This window comes from Streptomyces sp. NPDC013455 (assembly GCF_040632975.1).
GTDB lineage: Bacteria > Actinomycetota > Actinomycetes > Streptomycetales > Streptomycetaceae > Streptomyces.
Genome location: NZ_JBEYCX010000019.1, coordinates 36,454 through 54,268 on the forward strand (window position 1 = coordinate 36,454; position 17,815 = coordinate 54,268).

A 17,815-nucleotide genomic window follows, 5' to 3' on the forward strand; every position below is an offset into this window, starting at 1 on the left:
ATTGCTCTCGCGCGGCACGGGCGCCGGCCGGGCTGGAGCGGGGCGGAGACAGGAGCGCAGGCCCGGCCGGGGCCGGGCCGCGCGCGGGGAGCGGAGCGAGCCGCCTTGAGTACGCCGTGGAGGTGGAGTACCTGCCGTCCAACCCGTTGAGTCGGGTCCGGCGTAAGCGGGGCAAGTGGGCGCTACAGGAGGTTGACCGCCGGGTGGTGGTCAACCCTCGGCAGGCGCGGGAACTGCTGACTGCGCTCACGTATGTGGGCGGCTATGACCGGGCGAGCGGCCGGCGGCTGCGGGCGTTCTTCGGGTGTCTGTACTACGCGGCCATGCGACCGGGAGAGGCCCTCGGTCTTCGCCGTTCCGACTGCACGCTTCCGGCGTCGGTTGGGGCCGTATCGGGCTGGCTGAGACCCGCCCTACGCCAGGCAAGACGTGGACCGACTCCGGGGAAGCGCACGACCGGCGCGGCCTGAAGCAGCGGGTACAGGGCGAGGTGCGCATCGTGCCGATTCCGCCTCCGCTGGTGCGGCTGCTCCGCGAGCACCTGGATGAGTTCGGCACGGCGGAGGACGGCCGGCTGTCATCCAGCGAGCGGGGCAACGTGATCGCGGCCTCGTCGTACTCGCGAGCGTGGAAGCAGGCTCGGGAACTGGCGCTCGTGCCCGATCAGGTGACCTCGGTCCTGGCCTTCCGCCCGTACGACCTCCGGCACGCCGGCGTCTCCCAGTGGCTCAACTCGGGAGTGCCGGCCCCGGAGGTCGCGGCCCGAGCCGGTCACTCGGTGGACGTGTTGCTGAAGATCTACGCCAAGTGCATCGACGGCCAAGAGCAGGAGATGAACGACCGGATCACGCGAGGGCTCGCGGAGGGCTAGGCAGGAGCGTCAAACGTTTCGCGCAGCCCCGAGCGACTGCTCGGGGCTGTCGTGCGGGGTGTACTGACTCCGGGAGACAGGCGCGAAACGTTTGACAATCCCCAAGCACAGCCCCTCGGGGCCGTCGCGTGAGGCGGGGTGATGCTGGGGGACAAGCGTCGAACGTTTCGCGTTGCTACTTCGTGGCGTCTGGCGAACACCGGAAGACAGTCACTGACCTGCGAAGAGTCACCCAAGATCATCACGCCAGCACAACGTGATCACTGTCATCCGGCTGCGGAGGGCTGCATCTGGTGGCGCACACGCGACACAAACGCGAAGACCCCGTACCAGTCGTTTCCGCTGGTGACGGGGTCTGTCAGGCACTCACGCTTCTTCAATGCGAGTGCCCCCGGCAGGATTCGAACCTGCGCACACGGCTCCGGAGGGGGCTTGCAGGCGCAGTATCTCTGCTGGTCAGAGAAGCCCTGCGCACCGCGTGCCTAGGTTCCGTCCACGAATAGTCCGCAGCACCCGACGAGCTAGCTCCGGTCTGACGAGCTGGCTTCAGCCAGCCCGCCCCCGGAGATCGAAAAGCCTCAGCAGAGCCGATCGTCGGCACCGCGGTCCTCAGCCGATCGGCACCACTCTTGCAGGGGGCAGCTGGCGCAATATGGTTCGTTGGGAAGGCAGTTCGTGTTCGCCAACTGCCTCAAGGCAGCCATACGGACCGGCGCATCGATCCCACCACCAATAAGCCGGGCCAATTCAATGCGACCATCAGTCAGCCTGTTAGTGCGGTCCGAGTTGCTCGCGAATACCCTTGCAGCGACACGCAATGGGCCCTGCTGAGGCAGCATGACATCCTCGCCCATAAGTAGCCTGAACATAGCTGTTTCTGCGGGCTTCAATTTGAGCTGGACAGCTAGCTCGTCAGTGTCTTGCCAAATGTTGCGCTTCGAAGTCAACTCCTCAATCCGCTCCATGCGCTGAAGCATTTTGGGGTCTTCGATGGCTACATAGAGCTGCTGAAGCTCTTTGGAAGTCAGCTTGGGGCGGTCCTTGAGACGCTGGACAGCCCACTCGAGGTTACGTGCACCTATGCGCTCAGCACCTAGCATAGAAACGACGAGTGCGACGGCTTGCCGGACGTGCGGCCCCGGATAGAGGAACCAAGACCTGCCCTTACGCTGCCGGCGCCCCCACGCCGCAAGTGCCTGGTGCAGCGCCAACCACTGATTCGCGCCGGGCCGTTCGGTATCAGCTGGTTTCAAGGCAGTGGCCGCCGCCTCCCCCAAGCGGGGTGGCACAGCGTTTCCAATCTGCCGGAAGGCATCGCTCCGTGTTCCCGAAAATCGAAAGTCGTCCGGGAAGGTCTGAATCCGTGCAGCTTCACGTACGGTGAGAGTCCGGTGCTCTTCGGGGTGGATGTACCAGTATCCGTCTTTCGCGATATGGGCAGTGATGGAGCGACTGTAATCGTCCCAGTGAAGACGCTTGTACTTATCGTCGAAAGTATCGGCCTTGTAGCGTCGAAGGTGCTCGGGAATATCCGAGTACAGCGTCTTGTGGTCCATGCGCTTGAAAACCTCTAGGTCGTCGGCGCGCACCGGCCGAGTCATGTGATCATAAATAATCCCCGGATTATCCACCTCCTTCCTCATGAGCATCAGGAAGTCAGACGGATCAGACGGAATCTGATATGGCAGCACGCGATCGCCCATGGGCTTCTCTTCGTCAAGTGCGGGGAGATCACCAATGGCTTGCCTGAGATGGACCGGGTCTGTTGAAGCTGGCCAAGTGAAGTTAGCGCTGTCGTTACGAGCCAGGACGATCAACCGCTTGCGATGCTGCGGGACCCCATACTGCCAGGCGTCGACCAAGCGGACTTCGGTGAAGTAGCCGTCTTCCTCCAAAGCCTCAACGATGGTTCGAACAACCTGGAAGTCGTCGCCGAGTGCCATGTCCGGGACGTTCTCCATGAGAACCGCGCGAGGCCCAACTTGGAGCACGACGTCTAGGTAGGCGCGCCAGAGCTCCTTGCGTAGATCGTTTTCGTCACGCTTGCCCGCCTCGACCAGACTCTTGATCTTGCTTCGGCCGGCGCGACTGAACGGCTGACAAGGAGGGCCACCTGCAATCAGATCGATAGGCGCCTGTTGCAACAAGGAGATGAGCCGGCTCCGCTGTTCGGCGTCACCCAAGTCCGTTCCCAGAGCGAGCCCGGGGAAGTTCGCCCGGTGCGTCTCCCGGGCTCGCCGGTCCGAGTCGACTGAGGCAGCGACAGTCCATCCCGCATGTTCGAGCCCAAGACTCAGGCCGCCGGCACCGGAGAAGAGGTCAACGGCCAGACGGGCTCCGGAGCTGGCCCGATCTTTGCACCAAGTGGCGAACGTCTCCTCGGTACAAGCGTCAGGATGCTCGTCGAGCTGGAGTACGTCGCTGCGATGCAGCTTCACCCCGTAGAACGACACCCAGACCTCCTATTATTGCTCCAACGACGACCACCAGGACAACACAGTCGGCTGCTCCAGACAAGCCCTTCATGCAGGTGACACAGCAGAAGGATGCCGCAGCTCAACACCAAGTGCACAGCTGTTCGTTGGAGCGGACACCTCTCAAGAGGTGCGTGCCTAGCTGGACGATGCAGCCTCTGACGTTGAGCACTGCCCCTGCCACGGGACACGTGAGCTGCGAGCCTGGACATCGGCTACTTCCCAGCCTGCGTGGCAACCTTGGCCAGCGGACTGGCCCAAGAGATGTCCAGCACACTCTTCCAGCAGTCTTCCTTTTTACACCATTCGGTGACGTTCCCTGAGCCGGGGGCCGCAAGGAGGACTTGCCGGACAGGCCTGCTCAGCTCAGTCACGGCTCGCCGGATGCTGTCTGGAAGCCCTTGCCTCCTCCACACTGTCGCTAGGACATCGTCCAAATCGACTTCCGCGGCAAGCCGAGCCAGCGTATAGGTCGTGACGTTGGCCAAGTATCCGGCACCGGGGTTCAGCTTCCTGATTTCTGAACGCCCATGCTCGAACAGAATCCTCTTTGCCACGAGTGCTTGGAAGTATTTTTCATCAGGAACAGTGGTGGATTCTGCAATTATGTTCAGCGTCCACCATTGAAAGCACTTCTGAGCCCCCAAACTCACGACATGAGGTAGCTGCCGAAAGGTAAGGTCGTATTTGGCCGCGTCGGTCTTAGAGAATCGCTGACCGCGAGGGAACTCTTCATCGAACGACCTCTGTTTTGCAGCAGTGTGCCGTCGGGCCCTATCTACGTTGTACTGCCCTCGCACGCGCTCGTAGTACCACCGGCTTTGGCGGGTGGAGCCCGCGACAGCGGGTGCCCAAACACTTCGGGACACGCGTTCGAGCTCGACATGGAACGGGCTATTTGCCTCAAAATCCGCTTCGTTGATCGAGTTCTGAGAGTTGGCGTAGCGCGAGATATTCGGGACCAGCTGATCTAGCAATTCAGGCTGCACTACAGTTATTTTCGTTGGTACCTGGATTTGACTAAGGTCGGCATCATCACGGATAGCGGCATGGTGGAGCGAGGCTGTTGTCTGTCCGCCATTGACGATCTGCAGGTCGCTGAGGTGAAGAAGGTAGGTCTCGCTCCCTCTCTGTTCAAAAGTTGCCCCTGTGGCCGTAGCCGATATGCCGTTGTTGTAGGCAAGGAATCGGTCGGGACTTTCTCGGATGGTTTCGTTTATTCCCTTATTCACCTTGCCTCGTGCTTGCAGAAACGCCCTGACGTTTCGCTGGAGCAGCTTGGACCCGTGGAGCTCGTATAGGTCTGCAAGCAACTTGCCTGGCATCAAGGTGAGTACACATTGGTAGGCCCCTTCCGAGCTAGGGGCTGGCAGGCATGGCAGGGGTTCGCCGAACTCTTCGAAGTCGATTGAGATCGGCTCCTCTTGTCGGCCCGAGCTGGCGAGTCGCCTGAGACGCTCAATGTCCCACAGGTTGTGGACGATAGGTAGGCCGTTGAGTTCCTCTGCAGGCAAGTCCTGAAGGGTGCTTCGCCCGTCAGTTAGAAGAAAGATTCTGATCTTGCCGAAATCGTGCCATCTCGAATGGATATCCTGCACCATGTCGAATTGAGGGCTCGACTCCTCCATATTTAGATGGTGTCCGTCGCGGCAAGCGGTGGCAAACAGCTTCGTCCAGTTAAGACGTCGCCTAACCTGGTCGCGTGAGATGGTCTGACCATGTTCCCCGTAATACACTGATATGAGGTCCAATACGCGCCCGTCATCGCTGACGGAGTAGCCGGCGACCTCCATGCGACTGCGTCCAGCGGGTTGAGCGAAATAGCAAACTTCCAAGTCTTCGAGTGTTCCGTCTTCTACAAGGTAGTCGCCGGCTGCTCGGACAAATGCGTCTCGCCTTAGCCACCCAGGTTCCCGCCCAAGATAGTCTTCAATCGTCTGCTCCAGGGCGATGGAGAATTCTTGCATTTCCTCCATCGACTACTCCTTGGTCTTTCCGGCTAGTGCGACTGAAGCTCCCACGGTAGTCTCATCTACTTTATATGCGTCGCACGCAGACAAGTCGACGTTGTACGTTACCCGGGATACTCCTGAGGGCAATTTCGAGGAAGTGAGTCGTGGGAACTCGTCTACGACATGAAAACATTGGCGACGACTAAGCGCGTACCTGTCGTTCCCATACTGCTGGCTATGGCTGTCCAACCATCCCGCTTCAAGCAAGCAGTTTTCGAAGCGGGACAGTTCTGGCTGTACGAGAGGATCCATGCGAAGGTCATCGACGATGTCCACTAGCGAGACACCATTCTGTGAAACTGAGAGGACTTGATGTATGAGGAAGAGATTCGTCGCCGCTTCAGTGTCCAGTTGGCCTTCACTACTGATCTGACAATGGTTGGCACTTTTTCGACCCACAGTTTTAACCTCGATCGCTGTTGAGAAGTGGGTGAAATCCTTCGGAGCACCCGATGGGCCTCCCCATGCAGCGATTGCCGCGGTGCCAATAGCTGGGAGCAGGATCTCCCGCAGAATAAGGAGTTCGCCGAACAGCCCCATTCGTGCTTCCGGTGTGAGACCGGTAGATAGGCCTCTATCCAGCATCTTGCGCCATGCATTCAGGCGACGCACCAGAGCGAGGGTGGGATGGGTTGCATGCATCTGAAGCTGTCGGACTAGATCAGCGAGGAGTGTGCAGAACAGCAATCGGTCGGTTCCTGGGTCGGCGACAACTTCGACGGACCCGCCCCTGATGCGGCAAACCAGGCCGGACGCAAGCATCAAGTCTCGATCCTCGGTGCCTTCGGTACTGCGGACCAACAAGGCCCACTCGCGGCTCGGGAACCGAACTTCGGTGAAGACGTCGATCGAGGATTCCGGCATGAGACGCCGGCGGATTGCGCCCGGGAGGTTGCTGCCCTCGACCTCAATTGCTGTGAAGCTCGCTTCAAGCTGCTCCGGTGTGCTGACTGCCATCACTCGTCGCCCTCGGCATCCTCTTCGATAGCCTTCCGAAGGCCGTCAAGGAAGACCTGGTTTACGCGGTATCGAACCTTCTTCGCTTTATCGGAATGAGGGAAGACGACCGCGTATCCTACGATAGGAACATTCGAATCCGAGACTTCTATATCGGATGAGACGGGATCGATGGGATAAATCAACAGGAGACCCTCGCCGGGGTCGCGAAGCTTGCGCAGTGACTCCCCGCTCGCACGTTTCGGCTCTCGACCTTTGCCGCTCTCAAGGAAATCCTGGACCGTCATGTTGAATGCCTCGGTCACTTTGTCTGGCGTAAGGCCTATCGCTTCATGCGCGGGGCTAACCAGCACGCCGACCTCGCACTCGCCGTCGAGTACCCTGGAGTGTGTAATTGTCCGCCGCTTTACTAGCGGCACGCCGAGTTTTTTCAAGGGAATAGTGGAGGCTCCGCCTGTAATTGCTACCGTCCAGCGGAGAAGCTCGCCTTTGGCCATCTGGTTCTTGATGTAGGGGACCAAATTTTCTGGGTTGGCAGTGAGCACTCGCGGGGACACATGGAAACCTTCGAGGAAGTCTATGATCGCCTGTGGCGGCACGTCTTGGCGGAAGAAGCCCCGACCGGCCCCTTGCAGCTTGTCCGGAGATACGGGATTGGCTGGCTCAATCGCCTCGATTAGTCGTTCAAGACGTCCGTAGTTCTGGGCCTGCGCGTCCTTGTCTGTTCGCATCACCAGCGTCTCAGCTCTGCTGGCGGAGAGACTGACAGTCATCACCTGCGATGAGCGCATTTTGGCAGCTGCGGTGACCTGAAGGTTTCCCTGACCATCGAGTACACGAAGTCCTACATGCTTAGGTGTCTGACGTGCCCGCGACACGGCTGCAGTGAGGTCCATCAGTTCACGGTTCGCCCGAGTGATGTGAACGTAGTAATTGACTAGCTCTGTTGTCGTGTACAGGCGGGTCACATCGAGATATCCGGACCTATATCCAAACCAGCGCCCCATCTGCAGGAGAGTGTCGTAGGTTTTGGAGGCACGCAAATAGTAGGAGACTGTCAGCCCTTCCAATGTTAGGCCGCGAGAAAGCTTGTCTCCTCCCACTGCCACTACGGTAACCGGTGTGGTCGACTGATATTCCAACACGTCGGTGGCCGTGCCGTTGATCCGTTTCACATTGGCAGCTGCCTCGTCCAAGACCAGTGGGATGAACTCTTCCACGTCTTCCCATGTGGTTGGAGGTCCGGCGAGTGCGCTCACGTCATCTCGGCCGACGATCTCTTCATGGGTGGGGGAGAAATCATGCTGCCAGAGCCTAAATAGCCGCTCGCGTAGTTCGCGTCCTGCTTTTCCGTAGTCTCCCCAATCAGCAGACATACCCTGCAAGTGATCTTCTATTTGACGCGCAACCTCTCCTTGCACATCTGTCCAACGAGTGACGTGGACCAACATGGTGTTGTGCCCGCCGGCGACGTCATGGTCCCTTGCTCGGACCCTTCGCACGGAAGTCCCGAGCACAAAAGCGTCGACCGCTTCGATGAGTGACGGCGGCAGCTGCTTACCAGGGCGATAACCCTTCTTGTGGCTATCGGGTAGCCAGTATTCGTGGTCATCCACCGGGCGCGTTATCGGGAGGGGTTCGCGGATCTCGGCGGCCGATGGATCCTCAAGACCGAATACAACTTCCGGACCGCAATAATTGGAGGGAGGTTCCAGAGCCACGAGGAAGTTCTTCGGGAACAGGTCTTCGCCGTGAGTAGGATGATCGGTCTTGTCTGGGATGAATATATTAGCGAAGGGGGTCGCCGTGTATGCTACGTAGGCTCGCTTGTCGAACAGATCCAGCAGTCCGCGGATCGCCTTGTTGATCGCGGTCGGGTCATGGTCGGGATCGCTTTGGGTGCTTCCTTTTTTCGGGCGCTTGGTATCGACGGAAGCATAGTCGGCTTCGTCATCGATAAGCAGGAGTGGAATATTTTTGATGGTTCGAGGATCCTCGCCTTCCGTGCAGAAGTTACCGAGCCAATCCTTGAGGTTCTCAAGGATGCGGGCGTTCTTCTTGGCGACTACGAGGATGCTTACCTCATTTATATTGACCGGCGTACCTTGGAACTGGGCTGCGGTGAAGTCGCTGACCTGAGTCGTGACAGGCTGGCAAATAGTAGGCTTCTTCATCCCCAGGGTTCCGACTCCGATGATGACAGAGCTGTCGGCGTCTGGGTTTCGGCTCAGCTTGCTGTTGAAGCCAAGGAATTCCTTGTCGAGCCGCGCCTGGGTTTGGTGGCGGAGGCTCTCGTGCTGGCTTGTTAGGACGACAATGACCTGGTACCCGGCATCCGCAGCCTTGCATATCAAGCCTGTGTAACTAGCCGTTTTGCCGGATTGAACCTGCCCATATACCATTCCATAGGTCTTCCAAACGCCGGTGCGTGCCGGATCCTCTAGAAGTTCGAGGATCTGGTCTGTTGCCTCATCAAGAGCCTCCACCGTGCTCGGCTTCCAGTCCTTCTTCAGCCATTCGGCGTACCGATTCCAATACGCGAACTCAATGTCCTGGCGCTTATCCTTCAACCATGCTACGTGGCCACCGGGGTCGCTCACTATAATGGGCTGGGGGACCCAGACATCAAATTCTGCCTCCAGGCGTCGAGTAACCTCGTCTACTGAAACGCTCCCTGCCGCGGAGAGCAGGGTAGCTGCCCCTTGTGCGAGCTCTTTGAAACGCTCGCGTGTGCGTTCGTGCTTCTCAAGGCTAAAGACGTTCTGCCGTGCAAGGATCAGGGCGGATTCTGTGAGATCCGTCATTGTTCACGCCTCCTCGGAGGGAACCTGTTCGATGATGTCTTTGACAAGGCCGGGATGGCGGCAGAACGGTTCGGATTTCAGCAGGGCATCCGCCAGAGCGGTTCTATCGGCTAGGTCTGAGGGGAGTCCTGTCAGCAGCGATCGAAGCATGGCGAGTACTTCTTCCGTGTCAGGTTCTACCCGTTCCCGTTCCGGAGTCTGTTCAGTAACGTGATTGGCTATTTCCTGGACGATGAGCTCTCGAGGCAGCGTGGTTTCGATCAGTCGAAGTGCCCCTTCTATCGCTTTGTCAGAGGGGTTCGAAAATGCTGCCGCGACGAGTGGGTGTTCTCTATTGATGGAGTACTCGGACTGACCGAGTCTGCGGACCTGATGCCATACGGGCTCGACGCGACTGCGCTTACCGTTATTACGAGCGGGAGCACCTCGGTGGGTGAAGACCTTTTCGGATCTGGCTCGTGCATCTTCGGCAAGCTCGATCAACCTCGGTTCAAGCTGAACTGGAGGATGTACAGTCGACTTTCTCACGTCCACTGCCCAGGCGAGGTCGACTCCTGGAGGAATTTCAAGGGCTAGGCGGGCGAGTCGAGTCGGCGCCGACTTATGCATTCCAGCAAGTCCCAACCAGCTTCCGGCTACGACCAGCCGATCCCCTCTGTACACGTAGAATCCTTGGCGTGCGAGCATGCCGCCGGGGCCAGAAACCAGGGTTGCCTCTTTCTTCGTCAGCCTAGACGGATGAGGCAAAACAACTGGGTTAACTCGTATGGAGTGTCCGGAGGTCGCAAGCTCTTCAACCCCTCGATCCTGTGTAGCGGGGTGGCGTCTAAGGTATGGATCCAAAGGGGCGAGCACTTGGCGCCCTATTTGCAAATTGAGGCGCCCCGATGCTAGGAAGCGGTGAAAAGTGAGGGCGAGTTCGCGTCCAGCTTCCGAGACCCTTCGGGACAGTGTCCTGCCGTCTCCGAGCTTGTCCGTCTTCCTCCAGATGATTGCCGTACCCTGCCCAGTGAAGCTGATTTGATCAGCGATGCGGAGAACTTCAGGATCAGGCTGTGTGAGTACGAGCCATTCCTTGCGCTCTGCTATGTAGTCAATGTCCCAGGTCCTCGCCGCAAGTGAGCCGGCAGCGTTTCGGGACAGGACGGTGAGCATTCGTGCTTGAGAAAGGGATGCTGTCTTGAGCCCCAAGCCGAACCGGCCAAGGTCCCCGTCGGCTCGTTGGTGCCTTGGGTTGCGTGCAAACCTCATGGCCGCGTGGAGCTCAGGTTCGCTCATGCCGGTGCCGTCATCGACGATGGCCACCCAAGTCTGCCCAGGGTCTGAGCAGAATGAGATGTGTACGTTCTTGGCTCGCGCAGCGATGCTGTTGTCTACCAGGTCGGCCAATGCCGTCGGTAGGTCGTAGCCAAAGGCGCGCAGCGACTCGATGAGATCTTCGGCGTACGGATCGAGACGCTCTTCAGCACGTACACGTCCCTGCATGTGGTGTTCCGGTCCCCCCTCGGCGCGGTACTACTCGAGAGGTTAAGGGAAGTTGACGAAGGATGGGCAGGGTTGGCGCATCCCGAGCTTCGATGGGGTGCGCTGGCGACAACCGTGGGTGGTGTCTCAAGGACCGAGTCGTGTGTGGGAGCGCCGGCTGACTCGGAGGCCGGCGCCCTCAGATGGGCAAGGCCTTGAGGCCCAGCCTCATCCTCCTCAGGTCGATCACAGATCCCTGGTCGTCGGCGAAGACCCGGCCTCGCGATGTTGCGATGCCCACTGGGGGCCGCTCCCCGTCCGGCTCCATGCGTCCCTCGGGGTGTCAGTCGTCGATGTCAGACAGCAACGGACGGCTTGATAGGCCCCTGCCGCTCAGCCTGCTGAATAATGCGGCTGGCCAGGTCCATGAAGTTCGTGACCGAGGGCGCTTCAACGATCAGCAGTCTGTCCGCTCGGTCGCTGCCGTCTGCGAAGCCGCACCCGCTCTGGCGTAGCAGGGGAGTGAGCCAATGGACGGTAGGGCGCTCGGCAGCGAAGAAGATCACCGGACGGTCTGACCATGAGCGGTCTGAGTAGTGGCTACGGCAGCTCGCTGCGGTGAAGCAGCCGACCGATGTCAGGGCGTACGACAGCCCAGCCACGCCGAGTTCGAGAGCGTCAAGGGGTGACCCGTCCTCGGCATACTCATCCACGACTCGAACAAGTTCGCTGTCTGGGTGCTGTGCAGCGTAGCCGGCTGGCAGGTAGTCGAGTTCCCCCTCCTCCACTGCCTTAGCCATAGCCTCGAACTCGGCCTGAGTCCGGCTTGTCCGATCTACCAGGGTGACCAGGCGCCTTTCTTCTTGGATCATGCTGACCGCTTCCTCGTGGCTCACCTCCCCGATGGTCCAGACGCCGCGGAAGTAGCCGTAGCCCTCTTCGTCTACGTTCTCCTCGTCGGGCAAGCCCATGGCCAAAGCCGCGGGGAACGAGGGGTCGACGTCTATGTCAACGCTGGGGATCACGGGCAGCTCCTACTTGGTTGGGCAAGTCACGGAGCCGACCGCCCCAGCCACAGAGGTTTTCGCCCCCTCATGGCTGCGCCCGCCGTCCGGCCGGTGGCCTGGTGCGGGATCAGCGGGCCGTATGAACGCCAGCGCATCTGGCAGCGTCGGCCCGCATGCCGCTGCCACCACGATCCGGCCTCTTTCGGTGACACAAAGCGTCTTTGACCTGCACCGTTGGGGATCACCGTTCGTCCCCGTGCCCGTGTTGGAATGTGGCCGCTGCGTGCGGCGACGGACGGGCGACGACGTGCGGCCGGTGGCGGAGACATGGAGGCGGCGCGGCGGCGACCGGCCGGCGCCGCCGCGCTTGGCGCGGCCCTCGGGTCTTGATCCGACCTACCGGAAGTAGGCAATCGGGTGGAAAGGGGTGCGCGGTGGCCCCGTCGCGGGGCGTTGGGTCGAGCTGCTGTTGCGCCCTTCCCCTATTGAGGCCGGATCGTGGTGGCGGTGGCAGGCGGGCCCGGAGCGGCCGTTGACGCGCTTGACGGAGGATGCGGCGGTCGGGTTGGCGATGATCCAAGAGCGCTGTCGGTCGCCGGACGAGCGAGCGAAGCGAGCCTTGAACCCGTGGAGAAGGTTGTAACTCAGTAGGACTCAGGTGCTGGTTGACCTGTCCTGTCCTCTGGTTGCTGTGATCCTGCGTGCTTGTCCTGCTGCGCGCTGAAGTGCCTGGGCTACCTGGTCGGCGTCGTCGGCGTTCAGCAGGATCTCCTGTGTCCAGAGGATCGAGAGCCTGACGGTGCCGTCGTGCAGGTGTACGGCTACGTCGACTTCTGTGTCGTGGCCGGCTGCGTCCCGGATGCCGTCCAGGCCTAGGTCGCTGGCGAACGCGCTCATGCTCCGATACTCCACAGTGGGGCGTCGTACTGGCCCGGTCGGCTGTGGATGAGGAGCCGGCGTAGCTCGTCGCGCTGGGAGCCGCTGAGGTTCAAGGCCTCGGTGATGTGGCGGAACGTCGTGTGGGTGACTCCGCGGGCTCGAGTCTCACTCTGGAACTGGTCGAGTCGGGACAGTACGTCGTCGGGGTCCAGCTTCGTCGGTGGCCGTTCAGTGAGCCATGCTGCCTTGTTGCGCTCGTAGTCGATCTCCGAGAAGCCGCAGATCTCGCGGCTGTATGCCTCGGCCTCGTCCAGGGTGGCGGTCGTCATGATGGCGCGGGCCAGGCTGTTGCGGCTGACCGCGTCGTCCAGGTCGACTTCGTGGACCGTGGGTCCTTCGTCGGTGAGGGGGACGGGAAGGCCGGCGTCGCGTACCTCGCAGATGCCGCGGGCTCCTCGGGCTGTTGCGGCCAGCATGGCGGTGGCCTCTGAGGGGTGCCACTCCAGGATGCTGCCGATCGTCTCCACGTCCTCGGCCGTGAAGGTGTGGACGGGAGTGCCGAACAGAGGGCGCAGGTCGTCGGGGGAGATCTCACCGTCCAGTCCGGGGCCTGCGACCAGGAGCCGGATCGGCGCGTTGACCTGGCAGCAGGCGGCGAGAGTGAGGGCGTCGGCGAGTGGGCTCTTGAGGGTGGGTTCGTCGCCCTGAGCGAGGATGTCGCCGCCGACATCGAGCAGATCGATCGATGTCGGCGCCAGGTGGGACACCAGCTCTTCGAGCTGGCGAGTGATGCCCTCGGCGCCGTGGTGCGGGTCGAGCAGAGCCAGTGTGTGCGGGAGCTCCGTCGCGAGTCGGGGGAGTGTGGAGCCCGCCGGGGCGATCGGCTGGGCCTCGGCCGGCACCGACCAGACGGACTGAGTGACGGGTTCGAGTCCCGTGAAGCTGTCGGCTCCCCGTGGTCCCGGGAGGGGGTCGATCAGGAGGCGGTCCCACGCGTACGTGAGGATCACCGCCCGGTCCTCGTCGCCGTAGAGGGCGGCGTGAAGCATGGCGGCGGCGACTGCGTCGCCCCCTCCTCCTGCTGCGACGATCAACCGCGTCATGCGCTCAGAGTACGGGTTCACGGGTTGGCCACTCACCCTATAGTGGCCAAAGGCCATAGCCACTTGGACGAGGAAGGGAGGGGAGATGCCGCAGATCGAAGAGGCCCAGCCGAAGTATCTCCAGATCGCCCACTACATCCGTGACCAGATCCTTCGGGGTGACCTGCGACCGGGGGACGAGGTTCCCTCGGAACGGCAGCTCGCCGCGGACTGGAAGGTGTCCCGGCCCACGGCCGCGCGGTCGTTGGAGGCGCTGAGTCATCAGGGCCTGGTCGAGAAGCGTCAGGGCTCGGGGACGTACGTGCGCAGCCTCGAAGTGAACCGGCGTGCACGGGAGTTGTACGGGCGCGCCCGGCAGACCGGGAAGATCTACACGCCCGGAGAGTACGCGGTGATCACCTCGACCGGGTGGCTGGAGGCTCCGGACTACGTCGTCGAGGCGCTGGGGCTGGTGAAGGATCGCCGAGCCGTGCACCGCCGGCGGGTGACGAACAACCAGGACGGCCCGATCAACCTGTCCACTTCGTGGTTCGCTGCGGATGTCGGCCGGCGGGCACCCAGGCTCCTGGACCCCGAGCGGATCCAGGAAGGCACGCTCATGTACGTCGAGCGGATGACGGGGCGTCAAGGCAGTTACGCGGAAGACCGGATGTGCGCTCGTGCTGCCACGGATGAGGAGGCGGACGACCTGCGGTTGGAGCCGGGGTCCGCGGTCCTCATCGTCCATCACGTCGTCTTTGACCTCCAGGACCGTCCCCTGGAGTTCGCCGAAGCCACCTACCCGCCGCACCGCTGGGCGTTCGAGCAGGGCTACCCGCTCACCTGACGACGACTCGCCAGTTCCGGTGAACCGCTTGCACCTCTCAAGTGGCTAATGCCACTATCCAGGAAGTGGCTAAGGCCACTTGAGGAGAAGGGGGCACGACGTGACGAGTCGGCGGCCGGTACAGGGCGCGCGGTTAGCTTGCCGGGGGTGTCGGGGGCGTGGATGGAAGCGCGTCGGCTCCCGAACGGCGCTGGCGCTCTCCACGGCCAACGACCGCGACCGTGCCACGTCGAAGCGGCGCTGCCTCGACTGCGACGGCAGCGGCAAGGAGTGAGCACGCATGGCCTACACGATCGACCGCCACCCCTGTGAGGACTCGCCGCGGCTCGGAGCGATGACCTTGCATCCGGAGCCCGAGTCCGTCCCTCGCGCCCGGCGCTGGTTCCGGAAGTTCATCGCCCCGTACAACCCGGCCTGCTCGATCGACGACTGCACGCTGATGATCTCGGAACTGGTGACCAACGCCATCTGCTACGGGAAGTCGGATGACCCGTGGTTGGTGCGGGTCGAGTGGTACCGCGAGGGAACCTCGCTCCGCGTCGACGTGCACAACCCGGGTTTCCCGGCGAACGTGCGGCTGAGGCATCCGGAGGCGAACGACGCTCACGGACGGGGGCTGCTCCTGGTCGACTCCATCGCGGATTCCTGGCGCTCCGGGCCCAGCCACCTCGGCGGAACGGTCGTCTCCTTCGTGGTCGCTGATGCCTGGCCGGCGTGACGGGATAGCTCACCTCTCCTACTGTCACTGTGAAAGTGTCGCTAGGCTGGTTGACCAGTTGACTTGGCCAATCCCGACGGGCGGCGTTCATGGCGTATGAAGTGGAGCCACCGAAGTACGTGCGCCTCGCGCAGACGCTTCAGCAGCGCATCGAGGACGGCACGTACGCGCCCGGCACCCGCGTACCGAGTGAGAACCAGCTGGTGCAAGCATTCGGGATGTCCCGCCCGACCGTCGTCCGGGCGCTGGAGCTGCTGAAGCGGGACGGCTGGCTCGAGTCCCGGCAGGGGTACGGCACGATCGTCCGCGGTCGACCGGAAGTCGTCGAGCAGAAGGACCGGCGGGGGCGTGAGGCGCTGGAGCGCGATGAGACGCAGGGTGCGGGGCGGCTGATCGAAGTCGGGCGGGTACCTGTCCCGGCTCGGGTCGCCTCGGCGCTCGGCCTGCCGAAGAAGACCGAAGTCCTCATGCGTCGCTTCCTGGTCGAGGAGGACGGTGAAGCTGTCGAGCTGGTCTCGTCGTACTTCCCCGCCGGCCTGGTCGAGGGCACTGAGCTGGGGACCGACGAACCTCTAAGCGGAAGTGTCCGCGAACACCTCGAAACGCGGAAGAAGGTCCGCTTCGACCACGTGGTCGAGCGTGTGTCGGCCCGGCTGCCCGAAGCGAGTGAAGCCGAACTGCTGGATCTGCCGGACGGTATGCCCGTGCTGAGTGTCCTGGTCGTCGCCTGTGACGCCTCCGGCCGGTCCTTGCAGGTCGCTGACGTGCTCCTGCCTGCTGACCGGCAGGAACTCGAAGACACCTACCGCCTGAGCTGAGCCCCGTCCGGGAGTGAAACCCCGCGATAGCAGCTTGACAAGTCAACCTGGCATCTTTAGCTTCGAACTTGCTAAGTCAACTTGTCAGGTCGACGAGTTGTTCAACTCTCAGAAGGAGCAATCCCTGTGCGTGTAATCCGCGTTGACGCCTCGGCCGCCACGATCCTGCTCACCGAAGCTCCGGCGCCGAAGGTGCGCGACCGGCAGACCGGTGAGATCGCCAAGGACGCGATGACCGGTGAGGCGCTGATGACCGTCGGCGTCGTCTACATCGATGAGGGCGAGTCGTCGCTGATCCAGGTCACCGTCCCGGAGAGCGGCGTGACCGAGGGCCTGACGGTCGGTGCTCCGGTCTCGCTTCCGGGACTGGTGGCACGGCCTTGGCAGAGCGTCTTCAACGGCCGGGAGCGGCACGGCATCGCCTACCGGGCGACCGCCGTCGCTCCGGGTGCCTTCTCGATGGCTCAGGCGGGCTGACCGCCGTGACGGATCTGGTGATGTGGGCCGAGCTGGGCGGTTCGCTCGCTGCGATAGGCGGCGCCGCCTACGCCCGGCACGCCCACCCGGCGGCGTACTGGTCCGCGGTCGGGCTGCCGCTCTCGGTGGTCCGGCTGTTGGCCTCGTACTCCTCGACCATGGACGCCTGCGGCCTGACCGTCGAGCCGTCCCGATGGCGGGTGCTGGCCGTCCGGGCGACCACCCGCCGTGAGGTCCGGCCGGTGCCTCCTCGCCGGGGCGTCATCCGCCCGACCACGACAGGCCTGCGCATGCGGCTGCGGCTGGCTCCGGGCCAGGAGCCGGCGGACGTGGCGGCCTCCGCCGAACGCCTCCGGCACGCCTGGGGCGTCCATGCCGTCCACGTGCGGGACGTCAAGCCGGGCGTTGTCGAGCTGCGGCTCGTCGGCTTCGACGTGCTGCGGAAGGTGCGGATGCCCCGGCGGCTGGACGAAGGTCCGCTTCGGGTTCCGGTGGCGTTACGGGAGGACGCGACCGCGTTCGTACGGGACTACCAGTCTGTGCCGCATGAGCTGGTGCTCGGCGCCACGCTCTCGGGTAAGTCCATGTACCTGCGGAACCTGCTGACCGGGCTCGCTGTTCAGCCGGTGGCCCTGGTCGGGATCGACTGCAAGCGCGGGGTCGAGCTGGCGCCTTTCGCACCTCGGCTCTCCGCCCTGGCGACCGACCCGGACCAGGCGGCCGAGCTGCTTCCCGCGCTCGTGAAGGAAATGGAGGACCGGTACGACCTGATCAAGGCCCGGCAGGGCATCGCGCCCGGCACTCCGGAAGAGTTGATCACCTCGGACGTCTGGGGACTTCCGGAGGACGAACGCCCGGCCCCGATCGTGCTGTTCATCGACGAGGTGGCTGAACTCTTCCTCGTCGCCACGCGGAAGGAGGAGGAGCGGCGGGACGAGATGGTCACCCAGCTCATCCGGCTCGCCCAACTCGGCCGGGCCGCCGGTATCTACCTCGAAGTCTGCGGACAGCGCTTCGGCTCCGAACTGGGCAAGGGCGCGACCATGCTCCGCGCTCAGCTCACCGGCCGCGTCTGCCACCGCGTGAACGACGAAGCCTCGGCCAAGATGGCACTCGGCGACATCGCCCCTGAGGCCGTCTTCGCGGCCTGCGCCATCGCCCCCGAGCTGCCCGGCCTGGCCGTCGTCGGCGACACCTCCGGCGGCTGGTCCCGCATCCGCACCCCCTACCTCTCCCTCGCCGACGCCGCGGCCACCTGCCGCGCCACGGCGGACCTCGCCCCCGACGTACCGGCGCTCCACCCCTTCCGGCCGTACGTCCCGCCGATGCCGGTGGAGGCGTCCGGGCCCGTAGCCACGGCCCGCCCGGTCACCGAGTAAGCGCACCCACCCATGGCCGGCACGGC

General features: G+C 62.7%; 13 protein-coding genes and 1 pseudogene. 6 read left to right on the forward strand and 8 right to left on the reverse strand.

Going from position 1 to position 17,815, the window contains the following annotated elements:
• Positions 1-104 precede the first annotated feature (104 nt).
• Positions 105-871, forward strand: a pseudogene (locus ABZ576_RS26550) (site-specific integrase); the annotation flags it as partial.
• Positions 872-1,449: 578 nt separating this feature from the next.
• Here ABZ576_RS26550 and ABZ576_RS26555 read toward each other — a convergent pair.
• The 8 genes from ABZ576_RS26555 to ABZ576_RS26590 form a co-directional block, all read right to left on the reverse strand.
• Complete coding sequence (locus ABZ576_RS26555; protein WP_360745762.1) at positions 1,450-3,324, reverse strand: DNA cytosine methyltransferase; 1,875 nt, start codon at positions 3,322-3,324, stop codon at positions 1,450-1,452.
• A 236-nt stretch (positions 3,325-3,560) separates the two neighbouring features.
• On the reverse strand, positions 3,561-5,321 hold the full coding sequence (locus tag ABZ576_RS26560) for an AIPR family protein (protein WP_360745765.1): 1,761 nt from the start codon (positions 5,319-5,321) through the stop codon (positions 3,561-3,563).
• A gap of 3 nt (positions 5,322-5,324) precedes the next feature.
• Positions 5,325-6,314 carry a PD-(D/E)XK motif protein gene (locus tag ABZ576_RS26565; protein ID WP_360745767.1) on the reverse strand — a complete coding sequence of 330 codons (990 nt, stop codon included), beginning with the start codon at positions 6,312-6,314 and terminating at the stop codon, positions 5,325-5,327.
• Entirely contained in the window at positions 6,314-9,118 is a 2,805-nt protein-coding gene (locus tag ABZ576_RS26570; protein WP_360745770.1) for a Z1 domain-containing protein, read from the reverse strand. The genes ABZ576_RS26565 and ABZ576_RS26570 overlap by 1 nt, the downstream gene beginning before the upstream one ends.
• 3 nt (positions 9,119-9,121) lie before the next feature.
• Positions 9,122-10,603: an ATP-binding protein gene (locus ABZ576_RS26575; RefSeq protein WP_360745772.1), complete on the reverse strand. Its 1,482-nt coding sequence runs from the start codon at positions 10,601-10,603 to the stop codon at positions 9,122-9,124.
• A gap of 335 nt (positions 10,604-10,938) precedes the next feature.
• On the reverse strand, positions 10,939-11,607 hold the full coding sequence (locus ABZ576_RS26580) for a hypothetical protein (protein ID WP_360745775.1): 669 nt from the start codon (positions 11,605-11,607) through the stop codon (positions 10,939-10,941).
• Between the two features lie 636 nt (positions 11,608-12,243).
• Positions 12,244-12,486 carry a hypothetical protein gene (locus tag ABZ576_RS26585; RefSeq protein ID WP_360745778.1) on the reverse strand — a complete coding sequence of 81 codons (243 nt, stop codon included), beginning with the start codon at positions 12,484-12,486 and terminating at the stop codon, positions 12,244-12,246.
• Positions 12,483-13,571 (reverse strand): DUF1152 domain-containing protein, encoded by a 1,089-nt coding sequence (locus ABZ576_RS26590; protein ID WP_360745781.1) that lies wholly within the window; start codon positions 13,569-13,571, stop codon positions 12,483-12,485. Before ABZ576_RS26590 ends, ABZ576_RS26585 begins: the two co-directional genes overlap by 4 nt.
• A gap of 85 nt (positions 13,572-13,656) precedes the next feature.
• Between ABZ576_RS26590 and ABZ576_RS26595 the strand changes: the two genes are divergently transcribed.
• The 5 genes from ABZ576_RS26595 (at position 13,657) to ABZ576_RS26615 (ending at position 17,789) form a co-directional block, all read left to right on the forward strand.
• On the forward strand, positions 13,657-14,397 hold the full coding sequence (locus ABZ576_RS26595) for a GntR family transcriptional regulator (protein ID WP_360745783.1): 741 nt from the start codon (positions 13,657-13,659) through the stop codon (positions 14,395-14,397).
• Between the two features lie 280 nt (positions 14,398-14,677).
• Positions 14,678-15,115 (forward strand): ATP-binding protein, encoded by a 438-nt coding sequence (locus tag ABZ576_RS26600; RefSeq protein WP_360745786.1) that lies wholly within the window; start codon positions 14,678-14,680, stop codon positions 15,113-15,115.
• Positions 15,116-15,204: 89 nt separating this feature from the next.
• Positions 15,205-15,933, forward strand: coding sequence for a GntR family transcriptional regulator (locus tag ABZ576_RS26605; RefSeq protein WP_048459197.1), 729 nt, complete (start codon positions 15,205-15,207; stop codon positions 15,931-15,933).
• A gap of 126 nt (positions 15,934-16,059) precedes the next feature.
• On the forward strand, positions 16,060-16,410 hold the full coding sequence (locus ABZ576_RS26610) for a hypothetical protein (RefSeq protein WP_024884492.1): 351 nt from the start codon (positions 16,060-16,062) through the stop codon (positions 16,408-16,410).
• Between the two features lie 5 nt (positions 16,411-16,415).
• The gene (locus tag ABZ576_RS26615) at positions 16,416-17,789 is read left to right on the forward strand and encodes an FtsK/SpoIIIE domain-containing protein (protein ID WP_360745789.1); all 1,374 of its coding nucleotides are present in this window, start codon (positions 16,416-16,418) and stop codon (positions 17,787-17,789) included.
• Positions 17,790-17,815 lie beyond the last annotated feature (26 nt).